Raw genomic sequence first — 19,174 nt, forward strand, 5'->3', positions numbered from 1 at the left:
ATAGTTTCCCGGGCGTTTTCCGTGATCTTACGCGATCAGCCGCGAGGCAAAATCGGGCAGCAGGCCTGCATCTCCGGCAAGGCGGAAGTCGGCGCCGGCAATGCCTGATAACACCAGCCAGTCATCGAATTCCGGCGCGCGGCGCAGGGAAAAGACGTCACGGACATAAAGCGCGTCGTGAAAAGAGGTCGACTGGTAGTTCAGCATGACGTCGTCGGCACCGGGCACGCCCATGATGAAGGTGACGCCGGCGGCGGCGAGCAGCGTCAGCAGATTGTCCATGTCGTCCTGGTCCGCCTCGGCGTGGTTGGTGTAGCAGATGTCGACCCCAAGCGGTAGGCCGAGCAGCTTGCCGCAGAAATGATCCTCTAGCCCGGCCCGGATGATTTCCTTGCCGTCATAGAGATATTCCGGTCCGATGAAGCCGACCACGCTGTTGACCAGAAGCGGCGCAAAGGCGCGGGCGACCGCATAGGCGCGCGCCTCGCAGGTCTGCTGGTCGACGCCGTGATGGGCGCCCGCCGACAACGCCGAGCCCTGGCCAGTCTCGAAATACATCACGTTCTGCCCGACGGTGCCGCGCCGCTGAGACAACCCGGCCTCGTGGGCTTCCCTCAGAAGCGCGAGGTCGACGCCAAAGCTGCGGTTGGCGGCTTCGGTGCCGGCGACCGACTGGAAGACGAGATCGACCGGCACGCCCTGCCCGATCAGCGACAGCGTCGTCGTGACATGGGTGAGCACGCAGCCCTGGGTCGGGATCTTCAGCCGCGCGATGATCTCGTCGAGCAGCCGCAGCAATTGGGCGACGACGGCCGGATCGTCACTCGCCGGGTTGATGCCGATGCAGGCATCGCCGGCCCCGAGCAGGATGCCGTCGAGGATCGAGGCGGTGATGCCCCTGGCATCGTCGAACGGATGGTTCGGCTGCAGCCGCGTGCTCATCCGCCCCTTCAGGCCGATGGTGTTGCGGAAGGCGGTGGTGACCTCACACTTCCGCGCCGCCAGGATCAGATCCTGGTTGCGCATCAGTTTCGAGACCGCGGCCGCCATTTCCGGCGTGAGGCCGGGCGCGAGCATTTTCAATGCCTCGGGCGTGGCGGCGTCCGATAGCAGCCAGTCGCGGAAAGCGCCGACCGTCAGCGAGGCCACCGGCGCAAAGGCCTTTGCGTCGTGGCTGTCGACGACGAGTCGGGTGACCTCGTCGGCCTCATAGGGGATGACGGCTTCCTGGAGGAACTGTCCGAGGGGGAGATCGGCGAGCGCCATCCGCGCCGCGATCGTCTGCTCGGCGCTGGCGGCGGCGATCCCGGCCAGCCGGTCGCCGGAGCGCGGCGGCGTCGCCTTGGCGAGAAGGTCGCGCAGGTCCGGGAACGTGTAGGTCGTCGCGTCGATGGTGTGGCGGTAGACCAAGGGCCTCTCCAGGGTCGTCGGCCAGTGGCCGAGTCCAAATTCAATCTCGAAGGCGATCCCGACGGTAGGAATACGCTTTCGGCGGCCGGCGTGCACGCCGATGTTTGGAGCGTCCCGCCGGATTCCCGGGGGCGACCTGCCCGAGATCGACTGAGCTTTCCCAACCAGCTGAAACATTTCGTGTTTCCGCCCGGCCGGCGCGCTCTTCCGGGCCTGCGGCGTTAACGCCGCATCCATCTTCGTTCTGCATAGTTTTGCATCAAATTCAAACGACCGCGCCACCGGCCGCTCCAGGCCATCACGGGCCTCTTGAACACCATGCCATCAGACCGATCTGGGAATGCCGCTGGCCTCGCCGGCCGTTTCACGCTTGCCACCAAGCTCTACGCGATTTTCGCGCTGTTTGCGCTGCTCACGGCAGCGATCGCGATGCTGTCCGACTACAACAGCCGCCGCAGCGCCGACCTGACCAGCGCGATCGAGACGGCGAACGCGGCCGCGCTGAACGTCGAGCGGGTCAACTCGCTGGTCTATGCGGTCGTGATGGAATCGCGCGGCGTCTACATGTCGACCGAGCCCGCCGTGGTGAAGAAATACGGCGAGGGCCTGCTCAAGTTCAACGCGCAGATCCTCGACGTCGTGAAGCGCTGGGAGACTATCGTCAAGGCCGACGACGCCGAGCAGTTTTCCACCTTCAAGAAGCGCATCGAACAGTTCGTCGAGTTCCGCAAGGAGCTGGTGCGCCGCGGCATTGAGATCAATGCGGCCGCGGGCCGCGAATGGGGCGACAACGACGCCAATCGCAGCGTGCGCTCGGCGCTGAACAAGGACCTCGAAGCGCTCTCCAAGGTGTATGCCGAACGCGGCAGGCAAATCGTCCAGCAGACCGAGACCAATCGCACGCTGTCTTTCGTCCTGACCTGCCTCGGCGGCATCGCGCTGGCCCTGGTCGTGATCGGTATCGTCATCATCGCCCGCTCGATCGCACGGCCTCTCTCGGCCATCACGGCGACCATCAAGCAGGTCGCCGACGGGACCGAGAACGTCGTGGTGCCCTATAGCAACCGAGCCGACGAGATCGGCGCGCTGGCACGCGCGATCGAGGTCTTCCAGGAGGCAATGGACCGCAACCGCAATCTCGCCTCGCAGGTCTCGCACGACTCCGCCGCGCGCGAGGAGCGCGCCCGCCATATCGAAAAATCCGTCGAGGCGTTTCGCGAGGCGATTGGCGCCATCATGCGCGGCCTCAGCGACAACGCCTCCACCATGCGCGAGACGGCGCAGACCATCACGCGCGTCACTGCGGATGCGAATAGTCGCGCCGGCACGGCGGCGAACGCCACCGAGCAGGCCTCGCAGAACGTCACGGCGGTGGCGAGCGCCGCCGAGGAACTGTCGGCCTCGGTGGAAGAGATCGGTCGCCAGGTGCGGCAATCCGCCGGCGCGGTCGAGCAGACCGGCCAGCGCACCGAGAAGTCGATCTCCGAGATCGAGAGCCTTGCCGCGGCCACCCAACGTATCGACGGCGTTCTCAACCTGATCCAGGCGATCGCCGAGCAGACCAACCTGCTCGCGCTCAACGCCACCATCGAGGCGGCCCGCGCCGGCGATGCCGGCCGCGGCTTTGCCGTCGTCGCCCATGAGGTGAAGGCGCTCGCGGGCCAGACCGCCAAGGCCACCGCCGAGATCGGCGAGAACGTCTCGATGATCCAGGCCTCCACGCGCAATGCGGTCGAGGCCGTCCGCGAGATCGGCGGCGCGGTGCGCGAGATCAACGAGGTCACCTCGGCGATCGCCGGCGCCATCGACCAGCAGGACGCCGCCACGCGCGAGATTTCCTCCAACGCGCAATCGGCCGCGCAGGGCAACGAGACCCTGGTCGCCAACATCACCTCGCTGCGCGACGCGATCGGCGAGACCGACACGGCGGCGGCATCCGTGCTGACGGCGGCGAGCAGCCTGACGGAGACGGCGGACACGCTGTCGCGCGAGGTCGAGAAATTCTTCCAGAACCTGCGTTCGGGCGCGGCGGACGGCCGCACCGCCAAGGCGGGGTGAGCGAACGGCAAGGCCCATCCTCGAAAAAAGTCGAAAAACAACCCCATGCACAGTAGGCGGGGGCAGCTATATCAATGACTTGACGGTCGGCGCCAACGACTGCGGATTTCACGAAGCCGTTTGACACGTCGGGCAAAACAGGGGCATGATGTCACCATCGCAATGGCGCGCCCTCCAGCGTTCTCCCTGCAGCCCCGGCTGCGCCGCAAGCCTTTATCTGCCGTTCGGTCGGTGCACATCGAACGAGAGAGCGGCTTATCATTCCAGGCTTGATCGATCGACGAAGATGCGAACGCGGCCGACGTCCTCGATTTCGCGATAGCGACTTAGCTCCAGCTTGAGTTCAGCGTCTGAATTGGCCCAGGCCAACCAATCGAACTCGAACGTGCTCAGCAGATAAGTATCCACGAGAATGACATTTGGCCGACCGTTTCGCAGGTCCGCCAGCAAATGCCGTCGTTCGAAATTGATGATGCTGTCCAATCGTGCCCGCTCCTCCGGAGTCGGTTGCGAGCTGTTCTCGCGCAGTATTGCGCCGGCCGCCAAAAGCTGCGCACACGAGCTGCCCACCCAAGTGCCGCCGATCTGACGGACGAGGGGGTGCCCCAGTCCGATGTGGTCGGTGATCGTAATCAGCCGCGGCTGCTTCACGAGGGCCTGGACACGCTCCTTCAACGGCGGAAACCCTGGGGCCGGTGAGGACAAATACAGCCCGATGGCCACAACGGTTGCGAGGCCACCGATCACAATCGGCGCTCGCACTGCCCTCGCGCAGGCCTGTAGCAGCGGCGCCGCAATCGCAAACAGACAAAGCGCGAAAGCCGTATATGGCCAGCCCTTGCCCTGAAGAAGGAAACCCGCGGCTCCGCCGACCGCGGCGGCCAGCCAAGGGATCGCCTCGCTCTGCATTTTGAGAGTTTGGCGGCCAAGCAGGCGCAGGAAGCCGATGGAAGCGCCTATCACCGCGATTGGAATGGGGAGCAGGCGACCAAATTCCCTTCTGATCGGCAGATACGCCTCGGCGACCATCGGGGCATAGGTGGAGAGATAGGCGGGGAAGACGGCTATCACCACCGCCGCGTAGCCGATGACGACAGCAGCAGCCGTGCACGCTTCCGAGGTGAACAAGGACCTGAAAGAACGCTGGCGGAGCGCGCCCAGGATGATCGGGAGGCCTGCCACCAGAGCAAAGAATGGCTTGATACTCATGGCGAGCCCCGCCCCCGCTCCGGCGACGATCGCCACCCATCCAGAATCGAGCCCGCGCCAGCGCAGTGCGGCGACGGCGACAAACGGGATCAACGCGATCACCGCGATGTGTTCACGTTGTCCAAAGATGGCACCCGGAAGAATTGCGAGCAGAAGCGCAAACGACCAGGTTGAAATACTTCTCTCCCGGGCTCCCAGCCTTGCGGCTGCGGCCGCTCGGTCCATCAACAGAAGCGCGCCGGCGATCTCGGCAATCACCAAGACGATCACGACGAATTCGGGTGCAACACCGGTCACGCGCGCGAGCATCACCGTCGGCATGTACATGTAGACCGACAGAGGCGGGTTGGACTCAAAGAGGTCGATGCCGAGCTTCCGGCCATCCAGGATCTTTTCGTTTGCAGTCAGAAGCCAGCCCAGATCCGCGTGGAGGACGAGGGGGATTTGAATGACCAGGGCCGCCAGGAGGATCGCAGCCACGACAATCCAACGTCGTCTTGCGCTGAATTGGTCATCTAACAGACCCACGGCGTACCTTCTCCTGCAGAGCAGCCCGTGGCAGCCTAGGCGGACATCCGCATCGATCGGGCACCCGCGTGTTTAGCCCACACGCCCTAAAAGAGGGTAACAGTGAAGGCACTTCGCCCTGCCGCAGAGATCTCGCTTCCGGTGGCCATCACGGTCTTTTTCGGGCGAGAGCTATCAAGCCCTGGAGACGTGGGCCCGGTGCGCCTGCATTCGACATGGGCAGCCTGGCTATCCGACTGACCGAGAGCAGGAGCGCAATAGCCCTAGCCCGCCGTCACCCCGCCACGCCTGATCAGCTCCTTCCCCACCGCCGCAAGATGCACCTGGTCCGGCCCGTCGCCGATGCGGATGAAGCGGGCGTAGACGTAAGCACGCGCAAGGAACGTGTCCTGCGAGACGCCGGCAGCCCCGTGGATCTGGATGGCGCGATCGATGACGCGGGCGGCCATGCTGGGCACCACGATCTTGGCGGCGGCGATCAGGTCGCGCGCGGCCTTGTTGCCGTCGCGGTCCATCTTATCGGCGGCTTGCAGCGTGAGCAGCCGCGCCTGCGCAATCTCGCAGAAGGAGTGCGCGATGTCCTCGCGCACCGAGCCCTGCTCCGCCAGCGGCTTGCCGAAGGCAAGACGGGAAGTCGCTCGCCGGCACATCAGTTCCAGCGCGCGCTGAGCACAGCCGATCAGCCGCATGCAATGGTGGATGCGGCCGGGCCCGAGCCGCCCCTGCGCGATCTCGAAACCGCGGCCCTCGCCGAGCAGGATGTTCTCAGCGGGCACACGGACGTTGTCGTAGACGATCTCGGGATGGCCGACCGGCGCGTCGTCATAGCCGTAGGTCAGCATATCGCGGACGATGCGCACGCCAGGCGTCGCCTTGGGCACCAGGATCATGGATTGCTGGCGGTGGCGGTCGGGATGATCGGGCGCGGTCTTGCCCATCACGATCAGGATCTCGCAATCCTCGTTCATGGCGCCTGACGTGAACCATTTGCGGCCATTGATGACGTAATCGTCGCCGTCGCGGCGGATCTCGCACTGGATATTGGTGGCATCGCTGGAGGCGACCTGCGGCTCCGTCATCGAGAAGCCGGAGCGGATGCGCCCTTCCAGCAGCGGCTTCAGCCAGCGCTCCTGCTGCGCGGGCGTGCCGTAGTTCGCCAGCACCTCCATGTTGCCGACATCAGGGGCCGAGCAGTTGAAGACCTCGGGCGCCCAGAGGATGCGGCCCATGATCTCCTTCACGGGCGCGTAGTCGAGGTTGCTGAGGCCCGGTCCGTGCTCGCCGGAGAGAAACAGGTTCCAGAGCCCGTGCTCCCGCGCCAGCTTCTTCAGGTCCTGAAGCACCTGCGGCGTCTTGTAGCGCGCGGCCTCCGGCTTGACCTGCTCGTAATAGAGCTCCTCGACGGGCTCGACATGCGTCCGCATGAATTGGCGGACGCGGTCCTGGAGCTCGAGCGAACGGGCGGAGTGTTGAAAATCCATCGTATCCTCCCGTTCGCTCGGCCGGCGCGTCAGGTACCGCGCAGCAGCTCGCTCGCCACGACCCAGTCGTTGCCGTCGAACTGGAGCATGTAGCCGTCTTTGATCGGGCGGAAATCCTGCGGGGTGGTGTTGAGGGTGATGCCGGGCATCAGCAGCGACAGCGGCACGTTCTTCAGGTTCGACGCCTGCGCCATGATGTTCTCGCGCGTCAGATTGTCCTTGCACTGCTTGAGCAGGACCACCAGCGCCTCGGCCACGGTGTAGCCGTAGAGGCCGGCGACGTTGTTGATGTCTGCATTGGGCAGGCGCTTCTTCATGAAATCGATATAGGCCGTCATCGCCGGATCGTTCTTGGGCTCGGCGACGAACGGCTTGAGCGCGCCGAGCGACAGCACGCCCTTGCCGGCATCGAGGCCGGCCGGCACCATCACGGTCGCCTTGTTGGCGCAGCCGGAGGCGAGGAAGCGCGTCGGCTGCCAGCCGACCTCATGCGCCTTGCGGATCGCCTGCGCGCAGGCGCGCGGCGTCACCGAATAGATCATGAAGACGTCGGCCTTGGTATTGGCGAGCGTCAGCACCTGGGAATCGACTGTGGGGTCGGCAACCTCGAAGCTCGAGGCCATCGCGATCGCCTTGTCGGCGTCGGCACCGAGCGCTTCCTTGACGCCGCGCAGATATTCCTTCCCAGCGTCGTCGTTCTGATAGAGCACCGCAAAGCGCGCATTCGGATTCTTGGCACGGGCATAGGCGACGTCGATCGCCGCTTCGCTGGTGTAGTTCGGCGCCCATGGCAGCGCCATTGACCAGGGCATGTTGGCGGGATCGTTCCATTTCGAGGCCGAACTGATCAGGAACAGCTGCGGCACCTTGTTGCTGTTCAGGTACTTTGCGATCGCCGAGCTCGGCGCGGTGCCCATGGTGGCGAAGATGAAGGCGACGCCATCGCCTTCGACCAGCCGCCGCGCCGCTTCCATGGTCTTGGGCGGGGAGAAGGCGTCGTCCAGGGAAATCAGATTGAGCTTGCGGCCATTGACCCCGCCCTTCTCGTTGACCTCATCGAAATAGGCCGCGATCACCCTGCCGGTGATGCTGAGCGGCGAGGCCGGGCCGCTATAGGGCATGGTATTGCCGATCTTGATCTCGGTGTCGGTGACGCCCGGACCGTAGGATTTTTGCGCGGCGACGGGCGTGAACAGACAGGCGGAAGCCAGCGCTGCGGCCAGGACCAAGGCGGATTTCATGGTTTCTCCCCGGTGATCATCTCCGCGCGAAGCGAACGCGCTGCGTGCTGTTTTTTGTCAGCACATCAGATCAGCGGAGTTGCGCCAGACGGTCTTGCGTCGAGTTGCTGATGGAGCGCCTCCAGCGCCTGTAACGTGAGGAGTTGAGGGTCAAACCCGATGCTTGGCTTCAGGTGCGCGACCGCTCCATCCCGAGCTCGGCCTTGAGATTGTCGAGATCACGGTAAATCGAAGCAACCGCGAGCACGCGGGCGCCCTTGCGGTACTTCAGCAGGCAGTCCTTGCCCGGGATGCTGCCGTCGATCACTATATCGTCAAAGCTCTCGGCGTGGCCGACATAGTTGATCGGCACATCGTAATGCTGGGACCAGAAGAACGGCACCGCGTCGAAGCGCTCGCGCTTGCCGAGCATGTTGCGCGCTGCGGTCTGGCCCTGGCGCTCGGCAACGACCCAATGCTCGACGCGGATGTTCTGGCCTGAGTGCGGATCGGGCCAGCGCGCGATGTCGCCGACGGCGAAGATGCCGGATGCGCTGGTCTCCAGATATTCGTTCACGCTCACGCCGCGATCGGCGGCAAGACCCGCCTGCTCGGCGAGCGCGAGACGCGGCTTGACGCCGATGCCGACCACGACGAGATCGGCCTCGATGACGCCGCCGCTCTTCAGCGTGGCGCGTGCGCCCTCGAGCTTCTCCACGGTGTCCTCGAGGTGGAAGATCACACCGTTTTCTTCGTGCAGTGCGCGAACGAAGTCGCCCATCTCCGAGCCGAGCACGCGCTGCATCGGCCGTTGCTCGGGCGCGACCACATGCACCTCGATCTTCCGCGCCCGCAAGGAAGCTGCGACTTCGAGGCCGATAAAACTGGCGCCGATCACCAGGGCGCGCTTGGCGGTCCCTGCGGCCGTGATGATGGCGCGGCTATCGGCAACCGAGCGCAAGGTGTGGACGCGCGGCTGGTCCGCGCCCGGGATCTGCAACTTGACCGGCTCGGCCCCGGTCGCCAGCAGCAGCTTGTCGAACGGCAGTCTGTCGCCATTGCCCAGCGTGACGTTGCGCGCCTGCGGATCAATGGCGGAGACGTTCGTGTTGAGCCTGAGATCGATGCCCGCGTCGTGATAATAATCCTCGGCCCGCAGCGGCAGCCAATCCTCTGGCGCGTTGCCGGCGAGGTAATCCTTTGACAGGTTGGGCCGGTCGACCGGCATCGCGCCGTCATTGCTGAGCATGGTGATGGCACCGGCAAAGCCCTCGCGCCGGAGCGTGTCGGCCGCGGCGAAGCCAGCCGCGCCGCCGCCGATGATCACGAATTTCTCCGGCGTCGACGCGCTGCGATGCGCTGCCGACGGCTTCGGTGCGTCGCGCTTGCGCTGGACGACGATGTTGTCCCGATCGCGCGTGACCTCCCACACCGCCAGCGCGTTCAGCGCCGGCGGGCGGGTGGCTTCGCCTGTGCGCAGGGAGAAGCAGGCGTGATGCCAGGGACAGCGGATGGTGTCGCCGACGACCAGACCATCGGCGAGCGGGCCGTGGTAGTGGCTGCAGGCCGGCTCGATCGCAAAAATCTCGCTGCCGGCCTGCACCAGCAGGACGTCTTCCTCGCCGACGTGGCCGAGCAATTTGCCGTCCTCGAACGCGGTCAGTGATACGCCCCTGGCCAGATCGGGTCCGCTCGGCTTATTGTCCTCGGTCATGGCGTCATCTCCTTGAGCAAGCGCGGATCAATCGTCCGAATTGGCCAGCCCCAACAGCTCCTGACGTGTCAGCGCATTGTCGCGGAACACGCCCAGCATGCGGCTGGTGACGAGATCGGTCCCGGGCTTGTGCGCACCGCGCGTGGTCATGCAGTGATGCGTCGCCTTGATGATGACGCCGACGCCTTCGGGCTTCAGCACGTCGTTGATGGTATTGGCGATCTGCGCGGTCATCTTCTCCTGGATCTGGAGGCGTTTCGCATAGATGTCCACCACGCGCGCCAGCTTTGAGATGCCGACCACGCGCCCTTGCGGAATATAGGCAACCCAGGCGCGGCCGACGATCGGCGCCATGTGGTGCTCGCAATGGCTTTCGAAGCGGACGCCGCGCAGGACGATCATCTCGTCATAGCCCTCGATTTCCTCGAAGGTCTTTTGCAGGATTTCGGTTGGATCCAGCGCATAGCCGGAAAAATATTCTTCGAAGGCACGCGCAACCCGATCCGGTGTATCGCGCAGGCCGTCGCGCGCGGGATCATCGCCCGCCCAGCGGATCATGGTCCGGACCGCTTGCTCGACCTCCGCCCGATCAGGCCGTTCGGTTGGCCTCTGCGCAACCGCGACACGTTCCAGCTTGCGCACTTGTGACTTCATCTAGATCCTCCCCTTGCGACGAGCCGCAACACAGAGGCGGCCCCACAGCTTGGACGGCTGCAATCGGAAAAGGTTCCCAGAATCAGGAAAAATCGGAAGCATGACAGACAAGCCAGCCGCGAGACTAGAAACGGGCTCTATGCGGCCGCTTTCCGGACGTCGAGCACGGCCCTCGCCCATTCGACCGGCCGCTCCTGCGGCAAATTATGACCCGCATTCGTGAAGACGCGCCGCTCGAACAACCCCTCGAACTTGCGCGCGTGATGGGCGGTGCCAGGATTGACGCCGTCGCTGTCGCCGTCGATTGCGATGGTCGGGACGCGGATCGGCGGCTGCGCGGCGAGCTTGGCCTCGATCGCGGCATAGGCGGGGTCGCCGTCAACAAGCGCATAGCGGTGGCGGTAGGAATGGATCACGACATCGACAAAATCAGGATTGTCGAAGGATAGCGCGCTTTTCTCGAACGTCGCCTCGTCGAACGTCCATTTCGGCGACCACATCGACCAGAGCTGACGCGCAAAGCCGCGCCGGTTGCGCTCCAGCGCGCGGCGGCCGCGCTCGTTGTGGAAGAGATATTGATACCAGAGCGCGGCCTCTTCGGCCGGCGAGGCCGGCTCCATCGCGCGGGCGATGTTCTGGATGTTGTAGGAATTGCCGGAGACGAGGGCGATCACGCGCTCCGGATAGAGCGCCGAAACCACGCAGGCGGCGCGTCCGCCCCAGTCATAGCCGCCGACGACCGCGCGCTTGATGCCGAGGGCGTCCATGAAGGCCAGGAGATCCACGCCAAGCGCCGCCTGTTCGCCGGAGCGCAGCGTCCCGGCAGCACGAAACCGCGTCGGCCCGTAGCCGCGCAGCCAGGGCACCAGCACCCGCGCGCCGGCCCGTGCAATGATCGGTGCGGCCTCGGCGTAGGCGTTCACATCGTAGGGAAAGCCGTGGCCCATGATGCAGGGCCAGCCGTCGATCGGGCCATAGTCGAGATAGGCGATCTCGAGGATGTCGGTGGCGATCGTTTTGTGTTGCATGATTTTTTCGCCAAGCTGTTCGCTATCATAGTCCGGACCAGCGAAGCGACATCCGGGATGAGGCATGCTGAACCCGGATATCGCTGCGCTCATCCGAGCTTCGAGCTCGATCTCATTTCTGCGGACCGGACAGCGAGATGTCGCGTTCGGCGCGGAACACGTTGCTGTAAAGATTGGCGATCCACTGCCGGCCGATCTCGGTCTTGTTGAGATAGCCGATCTCGGTCTGGATGTGCGGCGCGACGCTGTTCCAGTAGAACTGTGGGTAGCGGTTGACGATGTCGGCGGGCGAGTCGTAGCCGAGCTGGCGGTTGATGCCGACCTCCTCGAACTCGTAATAGAGCGCGTTGGCCTTGCGCAGATAGTTGGGATCGCCGAGCTGGCCGATGAAATCGGCGGCGCGCAGGATCGAGGCGTCCTTGTCATAGTCCTGGCCCTCGCGGGCAGGAAACCGCGTGCCCTCGATGGCGCGCGCGACACGCTCAGAGTCGAGGCCGCGGATCGGCGGCAGCCGCCGCCGCACAAAGAGTTTGGAGCGATCAACGTGATACATCATCAGACTGGCATCCGACGCGCCCCGCGGCAGCGACACCTTGGTTCCCGCCTCGTCGATGATGAAACCGTCTTCGTCATCCTCAGGAAACAGGCCGCGAACATAGCCGATATCGTGCGCAAGGCAGGCGATCAGGATATGGAGGTAGTCCTCCGCGGCAAGATGCGCATGGAGATTACGTCCCATGAGGATCGCCTGGGCGGCCAGAGTCACCAGCATCGTATGCTCGATGTTGTGATACAGCGCGTCGCTGTTGCCGATGCATTCCATCGCGGTGCGCGTCGAGCCTTCCAGCATCCTGGCAGAGGTCTCGTCGTACCGGCGACGCATGAACGAGCCCAGCATCTTCTCGAGGGTCTCGGCCGCCAGTCTCGGTAACGTCATCATGGATGCAGCCCCGTCTGTCGCTGGTGTTCCATACCAACTCCCGACGCCTCATTCTTGTCCTCGACGCACGAGCGAGCATAGCCCATCTTGGGCCGACTGACCAAATCCCGGCACGAAAACACGAAAATATGTTGCCGTTGCGCTGCGTCATATCTCAGTTGCAGTTGCGGCGCGATACATCTTAGGGTCGCTTCCGTCCAAACCGCAAGATTGCGGTCATTCCACCAGCAGCACATCCACGGCGACGCCGAGTTTCTGCTTCGGCGAGCCGACGATGATGCCGTCGACCGGCGACACGTCGGAAAAATCGCGCCCGACCGCGAGCACGATATGGTCATTTGCGACCAGGAGATCGTTGGTGGGATCGAAATCGACCCAGCCGAGCTCCGGCCCGCACCACAGCGACACCCAAGCGTGGGTGGCGTCGGCACCTTGCAGACGCGGCTGGCCCGCCAGCGGAACGGTACGCAGATAACCGCTGACATAGGCTGCAGGCAGGCCGAGCCCGCGCAACCCTGCGATCATCACATGAGCAAAATCCTGGCAGACGCCGTGACGCTTGTCGAAGACCTCGCCGAGCGGCGTCGAGATCACCGTCGCCTTTGGGTCGTAGCGAAAATCGCTGCGGATGCGGTGCATGAGATTGGCTGCACCTTTGAGGATGCCGGCGCCGGGCGCAAAGCTCATCGCCGCGTAGGCGCTGAGCGGATGCAACACCGGCACCAGCGGGCTCGCAAAGACATAGCCGACTGGCGAGGACGGCCCGAGGCTCGTCGCCTCGAAGGCAATGTCGCGAATGCTTTCCCAGGCCGGGCTTTCCGCATCACGCGCTGGCGGCTGTCGCGAGACGGACACACGTGATCGAGAATCGATCCGCAAGTTGCGGTGCGCAGCTTCGATCACCACGCTCTCGGTGAGCGTGCCAAAGAAATCGCGGCGGAGATTGCGCTCGGCCGGACGCGGACGGATCTCGACGTGGTGTGAGATCAGTTCCTGGCCATTGCCGCTGTTCGGCTCCAGCCGCAGCGTGCAGCGGGCGAAGCTGACCGGACTCTCATATTCGTAAGTCGTGACGTGACGGATGTCGTAGATCACGCCAGCCCCGTCAACTTTTCCGGCCGGCTGGCATTGGGGCCGTGCGGGAAATAGTGCTGCCCGATCGCCTCCGCGAGGCTGAGCAGATCCTGCTCCAGCGCGAACAGCGTCTTGACCTCGAGCTTCTCGGCCTCCGCGGTCGCGAGCATCGCCTGCATCGCCACTGCAAGCCGCTGCGGCTTCTCGATCAGGCCGTGCTCCTTCAGGCTCGGCAGCGCGGCGATGTGCTCGTTGAGCGTCGTCACCTGGAACGCCACCGAACGCGGATTGTAGGGATCGAGCACGGCGAGGTCGCGTACCGGCGCCAGGACCGGCGCCAGCAGATAGCGCGAGCGGTAGGTGATCTGGCAATCCACCAGCGTCAGCAGGATGTCGAGATCCTCGTCGCCGGCCTCGTCATAGGCGAATTGACGCGTGAAGCGCGTGGTGTTGACGGCGCGCTCGACGCGGCGGCCGATGTCGAGAAAGCGCCAGCCGGCGGCGCGGTTCATGTTCTCCTGCGCGAGGCCTGCAAAGCTCGCGAGCTCCTGCAAAGTGAGCTCGGCCGCGCTCAAGACGCTGTCGTCGTCCTCGACCTCGTGGGCGAGGCGCTCGGCCATCTCGGTGATGACCTGCCAGGCATCAGGCGAGAGGCGCTCGCGCAACGAGGTCGCCGTGCGCTGCGCCGCGCGGACCAGCGACAGCGACGAGCCGAAACGCTCCGGGCTCTGCAGCGCTTCGGCGACGATAGGTCCAGGCGCCGCGCGCGAGATTTGCGAGACCGCGCCCCATGCGACCAGCAGGCGCTGGATCCGTTCAATCGACTGCATCGTAGCCGAGCTGCCCTTGTTGGGCCCGCTCGGCGATCCCAACGCGCGCACCAGGCGCAGCGTCGCCTCGGCGCGTTCCAGATAGCGGCCGAGCCAGAACAGATTGTCGGCGGCGCGGCTCGGCAGCACGCCGGCGATGCGGCGGATGCGCACCTTGTCGGTCGCCGGCAGCAGCGTCGCGGTCGAGACCTGCTTGTCCGAGACGACCCAGACGTCGGCGGCGCGGGCACCGTCGCCCATCGATACCGCGCGCGCGTCGGCCTGCTCGGCGATCCGGCAGAAGCCGCCGGGCATGATGGCCCAGCCATCGGGCGTGGCGGCTGCGAACACGCGCAGCACGAACGGCCGCGGCGTGAGCTGGCCCTGCTCCCACACCGGCATGGTCGAGAGCCGCACCACCTCCTGACCGACATAGTCCATGCCGCGCGCGGTGATCGCATCGACCAGGCGCTGGCGCTCGCTCGCATCCAACTCGCTCGCGAGCACCGGTCCCGTGCTGTCGAAGCCGGGAACGCCTCGTCGGTAGGCACCCTCGATCGCGACCTCGTCGAGCCGCGCCAGCACCTCGTCGCGCGCCGCGCGCTGGCCGCACCACCAGGTCGCGATGTGCGGCATCTTCAGCTCCTCGCCGAGCAGGCGGCGGCTCAGCGCCGGCAGGAAGCCGAGCAGCGCCCGTGCTTCCGGCACGCCCGAGCCCGGCATGTTGGCGATGACGACGCCGTCCTTGCGCAGCACGTCGATCAGCCCCGGCACGCCGAGATGCGAGGACGCGTCGAGCTCGAGCGGGTCGAGCGAGTTGGAATCGACGCGGCGCAAGAGCACGTCGAGCCGCTTCAGGCCGGCGACGGTGCGGATGTGAACGCGGTTGTCGCTGACCGCGAGATCGTCGCCCTCAACCAGGAGGAAGCCGAGATAGCGCGCCAGCGTCGCATGCTCGAAATAGGTCTCGCTGAAGCTGCCCGGCGTGAGCACGCCGATCCGCGGCTCGTCGCGGTCGGCACGCGCGCGCAGGCTATCGCGGAACGCCTCGAAGAACGGCGCGACGCGCGGCACATTCATCGACTTGTAGAGATCGGAGAAGGCGCGCGAGAGCACCAGGCGGTTCTCCAGCGCATAGCCGGCCCCCGACGGCGCCTGCGTGCGGTCGCCAAGCACCCACCAGCGGCCGTCAGGACCGCGGCCGACATCGGCGGCATAGATCGAGAGGTAGCGCCCGCCGGGCGGCGGCACGCCGCAGACGGGGCGGAGATATTCGGGACTGCCGGCGATCGCAGCCGCGGGCAGTGCGCCCTCGGCGATGAGGCGCCCCTCGCCATAGATGTCGCGCAGCACGAGCTCGAGCAATTCGGCGCGCTGGGTGATGCCAGCGGAGAGCTGCTTCCAGTCGGCCTCGTCGATCAGGAGCGGCAGATGGCTGATCGACCACGGCCGGTCGGCACTGTCGCCTGGGGCGCGGTAGGTGACGCCGGCCTCGCGGAGATGGCGGTCGGCCATGCCAAAGCGACGCTCGACCTCGTCGGGCGCGAGCGCGCCGAAGGCATCGAAGAAGCGGCTCCAGACCGCCCGCGGGGCGCCGTCGGGTCCCAGGAACTCGTCGGGGATGCCAGGCAGGCGGCTATAATCGCGGACCCATTGCGCAAGGCGGCGCTGGCCTTCACGCAGTCCTTGCGCCCTGCCCGCCTGGTCGTCCTGCTCGGCTGCGCCCTCGGCCATGCGCCTCTCCCTGCCCCACCATCATACTCATTGCAGGAGCGGGGTCCGCAAGTCGAGGGTCAGCGGAAACTCATTTGTGCGTTCCTCGGGCGGCGGCTGTATTGGCCCAGGGGTATGGCCGTGGTCCTGGAAGCGCGCCAGCCGCCGCGCCTCGGCTTCATAGGTGTTGACGGGCTTGGTATCGTAGTTGCGTCCGCCGGGATGGGCGACGTGGTAGACGCAGCCGCCCAGCGAGCGGCCGTTCCAGGTGTCGATCAGGTCGAAGGTCAGCGGCGCATGGACCGGAATGGTCGGGTGCAGGCCGGAGGCCGGCTGCCAGGCCTTGAAGCGGACGCCGGCCACGGCTTCCGTCGAGCGGCCGGTCGATGTCATCGGCAGGCGGCGGCCGTTGCAGGTGACAATGTGGCGACCCTCGACGAATCCCTCGGCCTTAACCTGAAGCCGCTCGACCGATGAGTCCACATAGCGCACCGTGCCGCCGGCCGAGCCCTCCTCGCCGAGCACGTGCCAGGGCTCCAGCGCCTGGCGCAGCTCCAGTGTCACGCCGCCATGATGGACCCGGCCGAAGCCGGGGAAGCGGAATTCGAGCTGGGCCAGATACCATTCCGGCTCGAAGGAATAACCGAACTGCTTCAGCTCGGTGAGCACGTCATGAAAATCCTCCCAGATGAAACGCGGCAGCATGTAGCGGTCATGCAGCGCGGTGCCCCAGCGCACGAACTTGCCTGTCAGCGGCTCGCGCCAGAACCTTGCGATCAGCGCGCGGATCAGGAGCTGCTGAGCCAGCGACATGCGCGGATCAGGCGGCATTTCGAGCGCGCGGAATTCGACCAGGCCGAGGCGCCCGGTCGAACCTTCCGGCGAATAGAGCTTGTCGATGCAGATCTCGGCACGGTGGGTGTTGCCGGTGATGTCGACCAGCAGATGCCGGAACAGGCGATCCACCAGCCACAGCGGCGTCTGGGTGCCGGGCGGCGGCACATGCGACAGCGCGACCTCGAGCTCGTAGATGCTGTCGTGGCGCGCCTCGTCGATACGCGGCGCCTGGCTGGTCGGGCCGATGAAGAGGCCGGAGAAGAAATAGGACAGCGACGGATGCCGCTGCCAGTACAGCACGAGGCTCTTCAAGAGATCGGGCCGCCGCAGGAACGGCGAGTCCTGCGGTGACGAGCCGCCGACCACGACGTGATTGCCGCCGCCGGTGCCGGTGTGGCGGCCGTCGATCAGGAAACGGTTGGCGCCGAGACGGATCTTGGCGGCATCCTCATAGAGCCCGACGGTGATGTCGACAGCCTCACGCCAATTCTTTGCCGGCTGGACGTTGACCTCGATTACGCCAGGGTCAGGCGTCACCTTGATGACGTCGATGCGCGGATCGAACGGCGGCGGATAACCCTCGACATGAACCTGGAGCTGCATCTCCTCGGCCGTGGCTTCGAGGGCCGCGACCAGCTCCAGATAATCCTCGATGCGCTCGACCGGCGGCAAGAAGGCGCAGAGCACGCCGTCGCGGACTTCGATCGACATCGCGGTGCGTACCGGCTCCGCTGCGTCGGGACGGTCCGGCGCCAGTCGCGGCGGCGGCGATTGCAGGCGTGGCATGCGCTCGAACACCGGCAGCTTGGTGCGCGGCTCCATCGGATCCTGCTCGACGATATAGGGATAGCGATCGGGCGGAATATATTCGAGCGCGCTGAGCGGCAATCGCAGGCCGAGCGGGGAATCGCCGGGCATCAAGAACAGATGCTTGCGACGCAGCTTCCAGCGCTCGCTGCGCCAGCGCGGCGCGTCCGCGTTCCAGCGCTGCACCGGCAGCACGAAGCCCTTTGGCGTATTCAGCCCCTCGTCGAACACCCGCGCCATTCGGGCGCGCGCTTCCGGATCGGACAGCTTGGAATCCGAGGGATCGACGTTGATCGGAAGCTCCCCCTCCTTCTGCAACCAATAGGCGGGATCTTCATAGGCCGGCATGATGTAGCCGGGATCGAGGCCGAGCCGTGCGACCGTGCCCTCCATGAAGGCCTCGGCGTCCTTGACGTTAGCGCGCCCCGGGTTCTCGATCCTGGCGATGAGATCCGCATTCTTCCAGATCGGCACGCCGTCCTTGCGCCAATACAGGCCAAACGCCCAGCGCGGCAGGGTCTCGCCAGGATACCATTTGCCCTGGCCGAAGTGCAGCAGGCCGCCGGGCGCGAACCGCACGCGCAGGCGGCGGATCAGATCGTCGGCAACGGCGCGCTTGGTCGGACCGACGGCGTCGATGTTCCATTCCGCCGCTTCAAGATCATCGACCGAGACGAAGGTCGGCTCGCCGCCCATGGTGAGCCGCACGTCGTGGGCGGCAAGTTCGCCGTCGACCTGCTCGCCGAGATCGTTGAGCCGCGCCCAGGCTTCGTCAGAGAACGGTTTTGTGATGCGCGGCGCCTCGCGAATGCGCTTCACGCTCATGTCGAATGCGAACTCGACCTCGGCAAAGCCGGCGCCACCGGAGATCGGCGCGGCCGAGCGATAATGCGGTGTTGCGGCAACCGGGATGTGCCCCTCGCCCGCGAGCATGCCGGAGGTCGCGTCGAACCCGATCCAGCCCGCGCCCGGAAGGTAGACCTCGGCCCAGGCGTGCAGATCGGTGAAATCGTTCTCAACCTCCGGCGGCCCCTCGATCGGATCGATGTCGGGACGGATCTGGACGAGATAGCCGGAGACGAAACGGGCGGCGAGCCCGAGATGGCGGAAGGTCTGGATCAAGAGCCAGGCGGAATCGCGGCACGAGCCGGCGCCGGAACTGAGCGTCTCCTCCGGAGACTGCACGCCCGGCTCCATGCGGATGACGTACCGGATCTTCTTCTGGAGCTCCCGATTGAGATCGACCAGGAAGTTGACGGTGTTCGGCGCTTCCTGCGGGATCGCATCGAGATATTGCGCAAACAAGCGATCGGGCTTGATGGTCTCGAGATAGGGCGCAAGCTCCGTCTTCAGGTCCTTCGGATAGTCGAACGGAAAGCTGTCGGCATAAGGCTCGACGAAGAAGTCGAACGGATTGACCACGGTCATCTGCGCCGTAAAATCGACCTCGAATTTCAGCTCGGTCGTCTTCTCCGGGAAGACGTAGCGCGCGAGCCAATTGCCCTGCGGGTCCTGTTGCCAGTTTACGAAATGATTGGATGGCGTGACCTTGAGCGAATAGCTCAGGATCGGCGTGCGAGTATGCGGCGCCGGCCGCAACCGGATGGTCTGCGGGCCGAGATCGATCGGGCGGTCGTATTTGTAGTGCGTGACGTGGTGTAGTGCGACGTAGATCGACACGGGGTGCGGTGC

Annotated in this window: 12 protein-coding genes; 1 reads left to right on the plus strand and 11 read right to left on the minus strand. The window is 65.4% G+C overall.

The features are described from left to right. Nucleotides 1-27 precede the first annotated feature (27 nt). A complete protein-coding gene (locus IVA92_RS21110) occupies nucleotides 28-1,410 on the minus strand; it encodes an ethanolamine ammonia-lyase subunit EutB (RefSeq protein ID WP_247278909.1) in 1,383 nt (460 codons plus the stop codon). A gap of 318 nt (nucleotides 1,411-1,728) precedes the next feature. On the opposite strand from IVA92_RS21110, the gene IVA92_RS21115 reads away from it, so the two are divergent. After that, nucleotides 1,729-3,468, plus strand: a complete 1,740-nt coding sequence (locus IVA92_RS21115; RefSeq protein ID WP_247278910.1) for a methyl-accepting chemotaxis protein — start codon at nucleotides 1,729-1,731, stop codon at nucleotides 3,466-3,468. A 258-nt stretch (nucleotides 3,469-3,726) separates the two neighbouring features. Here IVA92_RS21115 and IVA92_RS21120 read toward each other — a convergent pair whose 3' ends face one another. The 10 genes from IVA92_RS21120 to IVA92_RS21165 all read right to left on the minus strand — a co-directional run bounded on the left by IVA92_RS21120 (nucleotide 3,727) and on the right by IVA92_RS21165 (nucleotide 19,162). After that, nucleotides 3,727-5,157 carry a hypothetical protein gene (locus IVA92_RS21120; RefSeq protein WP_247278911.1) on the minus strand — a complete coding sequence of 477 codons (1,431 nt, stop codon included), beginning with the start codon at nucleotides 5,155-5,157 and terminating at the stop codon, nucleotides 3,727-3,729. 311 nt (nucleotides 5,158-5,468) lie between these two features. Next, the gene (locus IVA92_RS21125; RefSeq protein WP_247278912.1) at nucleotides 5,469-6,686 is read right to left on the minus strand and encodes an acyl-CoA dehydrogenase family protein; all 1,218 of its coding nucleotides are present in this window, start codon (nucleotides 6,684-6,686) and stop codon (nucleotides 5,469-5,471) included. A 29-nt stretch (nucleotides 6,687-6,715) separates the two neighbouring features. Then, a complete protein-coding gene (locus tag IVA92_RS21130; RefSeq protein WP_247278913.1) occupies nucleotides 6,716-7,927 on the minus strand; it encodes an ABC transporter substrate-binding protein in 1,212 nt (403 codons plus the stop codon). Nucleotides 7,928-8,096: 169 nt separating this feature from the next. Then, nucleotides 8,097-9,620 (minus strand): FAD-dependent oxidoreductase, encoded by a 1,524-nt coding sequence (locus IVA92_RS21135; RefSeq protein WP_247278914.1) that lies wholly within the window; start codon nucleotides 9,618-9,620, stop codon nucleotides 8,097-8,099. A 27-nt stretch (nucleotides 9,621-9,647) separates the two neighbouring features. Continuing rightward, a complete protein-coding gene (gene folE, locus IVA92_RS21140) occupies nucleotides 9,648-10,274 on the minus strand; it encodes a GTP cyclohydrolase I FolE (RefSeq protein ID WP_247278915.1) in 627 nt (208 codons plus the stop codon). A 137-nt stretch (nucleotides 10,275-10,411) separates the two neighbouring features. Continuing rightward, nucleotides 10,412-11,302, minus strand: a complete 891-nt coding sequence (locus IVA92_RS21145; protein WP_247278916.1) for an alpha/beta hydrolase — start codon at nucleotides 11,300-11,302, stop codon at nucleotides 10,412-10,414. A 112-nt stretch (nucleotides 11,303-11,414) separates the two neighbouring features. Next, nucleotides 11,415-12,242, minus strand: coding sequence for an HD domain-containing protein (locus tag IVA92_RS21150; RefSeq protein WP_247278917.1), 828 nt, complete (start codon nucleotides 12,240-12,242; stop codon nucleotides 11,415-11,417). A 216-nt stretch (nucleotides 12,243-12,458) separates the two neighbouring features. Continuing rightward, a complete protein-coding gene (locus IVA92_RS21155) occupies nucleotides 12,459-13,337 on the minus strand; it encodes a transglutaminase family protein (protein ID WP_247278918.1) in 879 nt (292 codons plus the stop codon). Next, nucleotides 13,334-15,859, minus strand: coding sequence for a circularly permuted type 2 ATP-grasp protein (locus tag IVA92_RS21160; protein ID WP_247278919.1), 2,526 nt, complete (start codon nucleotides 15,857-15,859; stop codon nucleotides 13,334-13,336). The genes IVA92_RS21155 and IVA92_RS21160 overlap by 4 nt, the downstream gene beginning before the upstream one ends. 27 nt (nucleotides 15,860-15,886) lie before the next feature. Then, nucleotides 15,887-19,162, minus strand: coding sequence for a transglutaminase family protein (locus IVA92_RS21165; protein ID WP_247278920.1), 3,276 nt, complete (start codon nucleotides 19,160-19,162; stop codon nucleotides 15,887-15,889). Nucleotides 19,163-19,174: the final 12 nt, after the last annotated feature.

The organism is Bradyrhizobium sp. 154, from assembly GCF_023073875.1.
GTDB lineage: Bacteria > Pseudomonadota > Alphaproteobacteria > Rhizobiales > Xanthobacteraceae > Bradyrhizobium.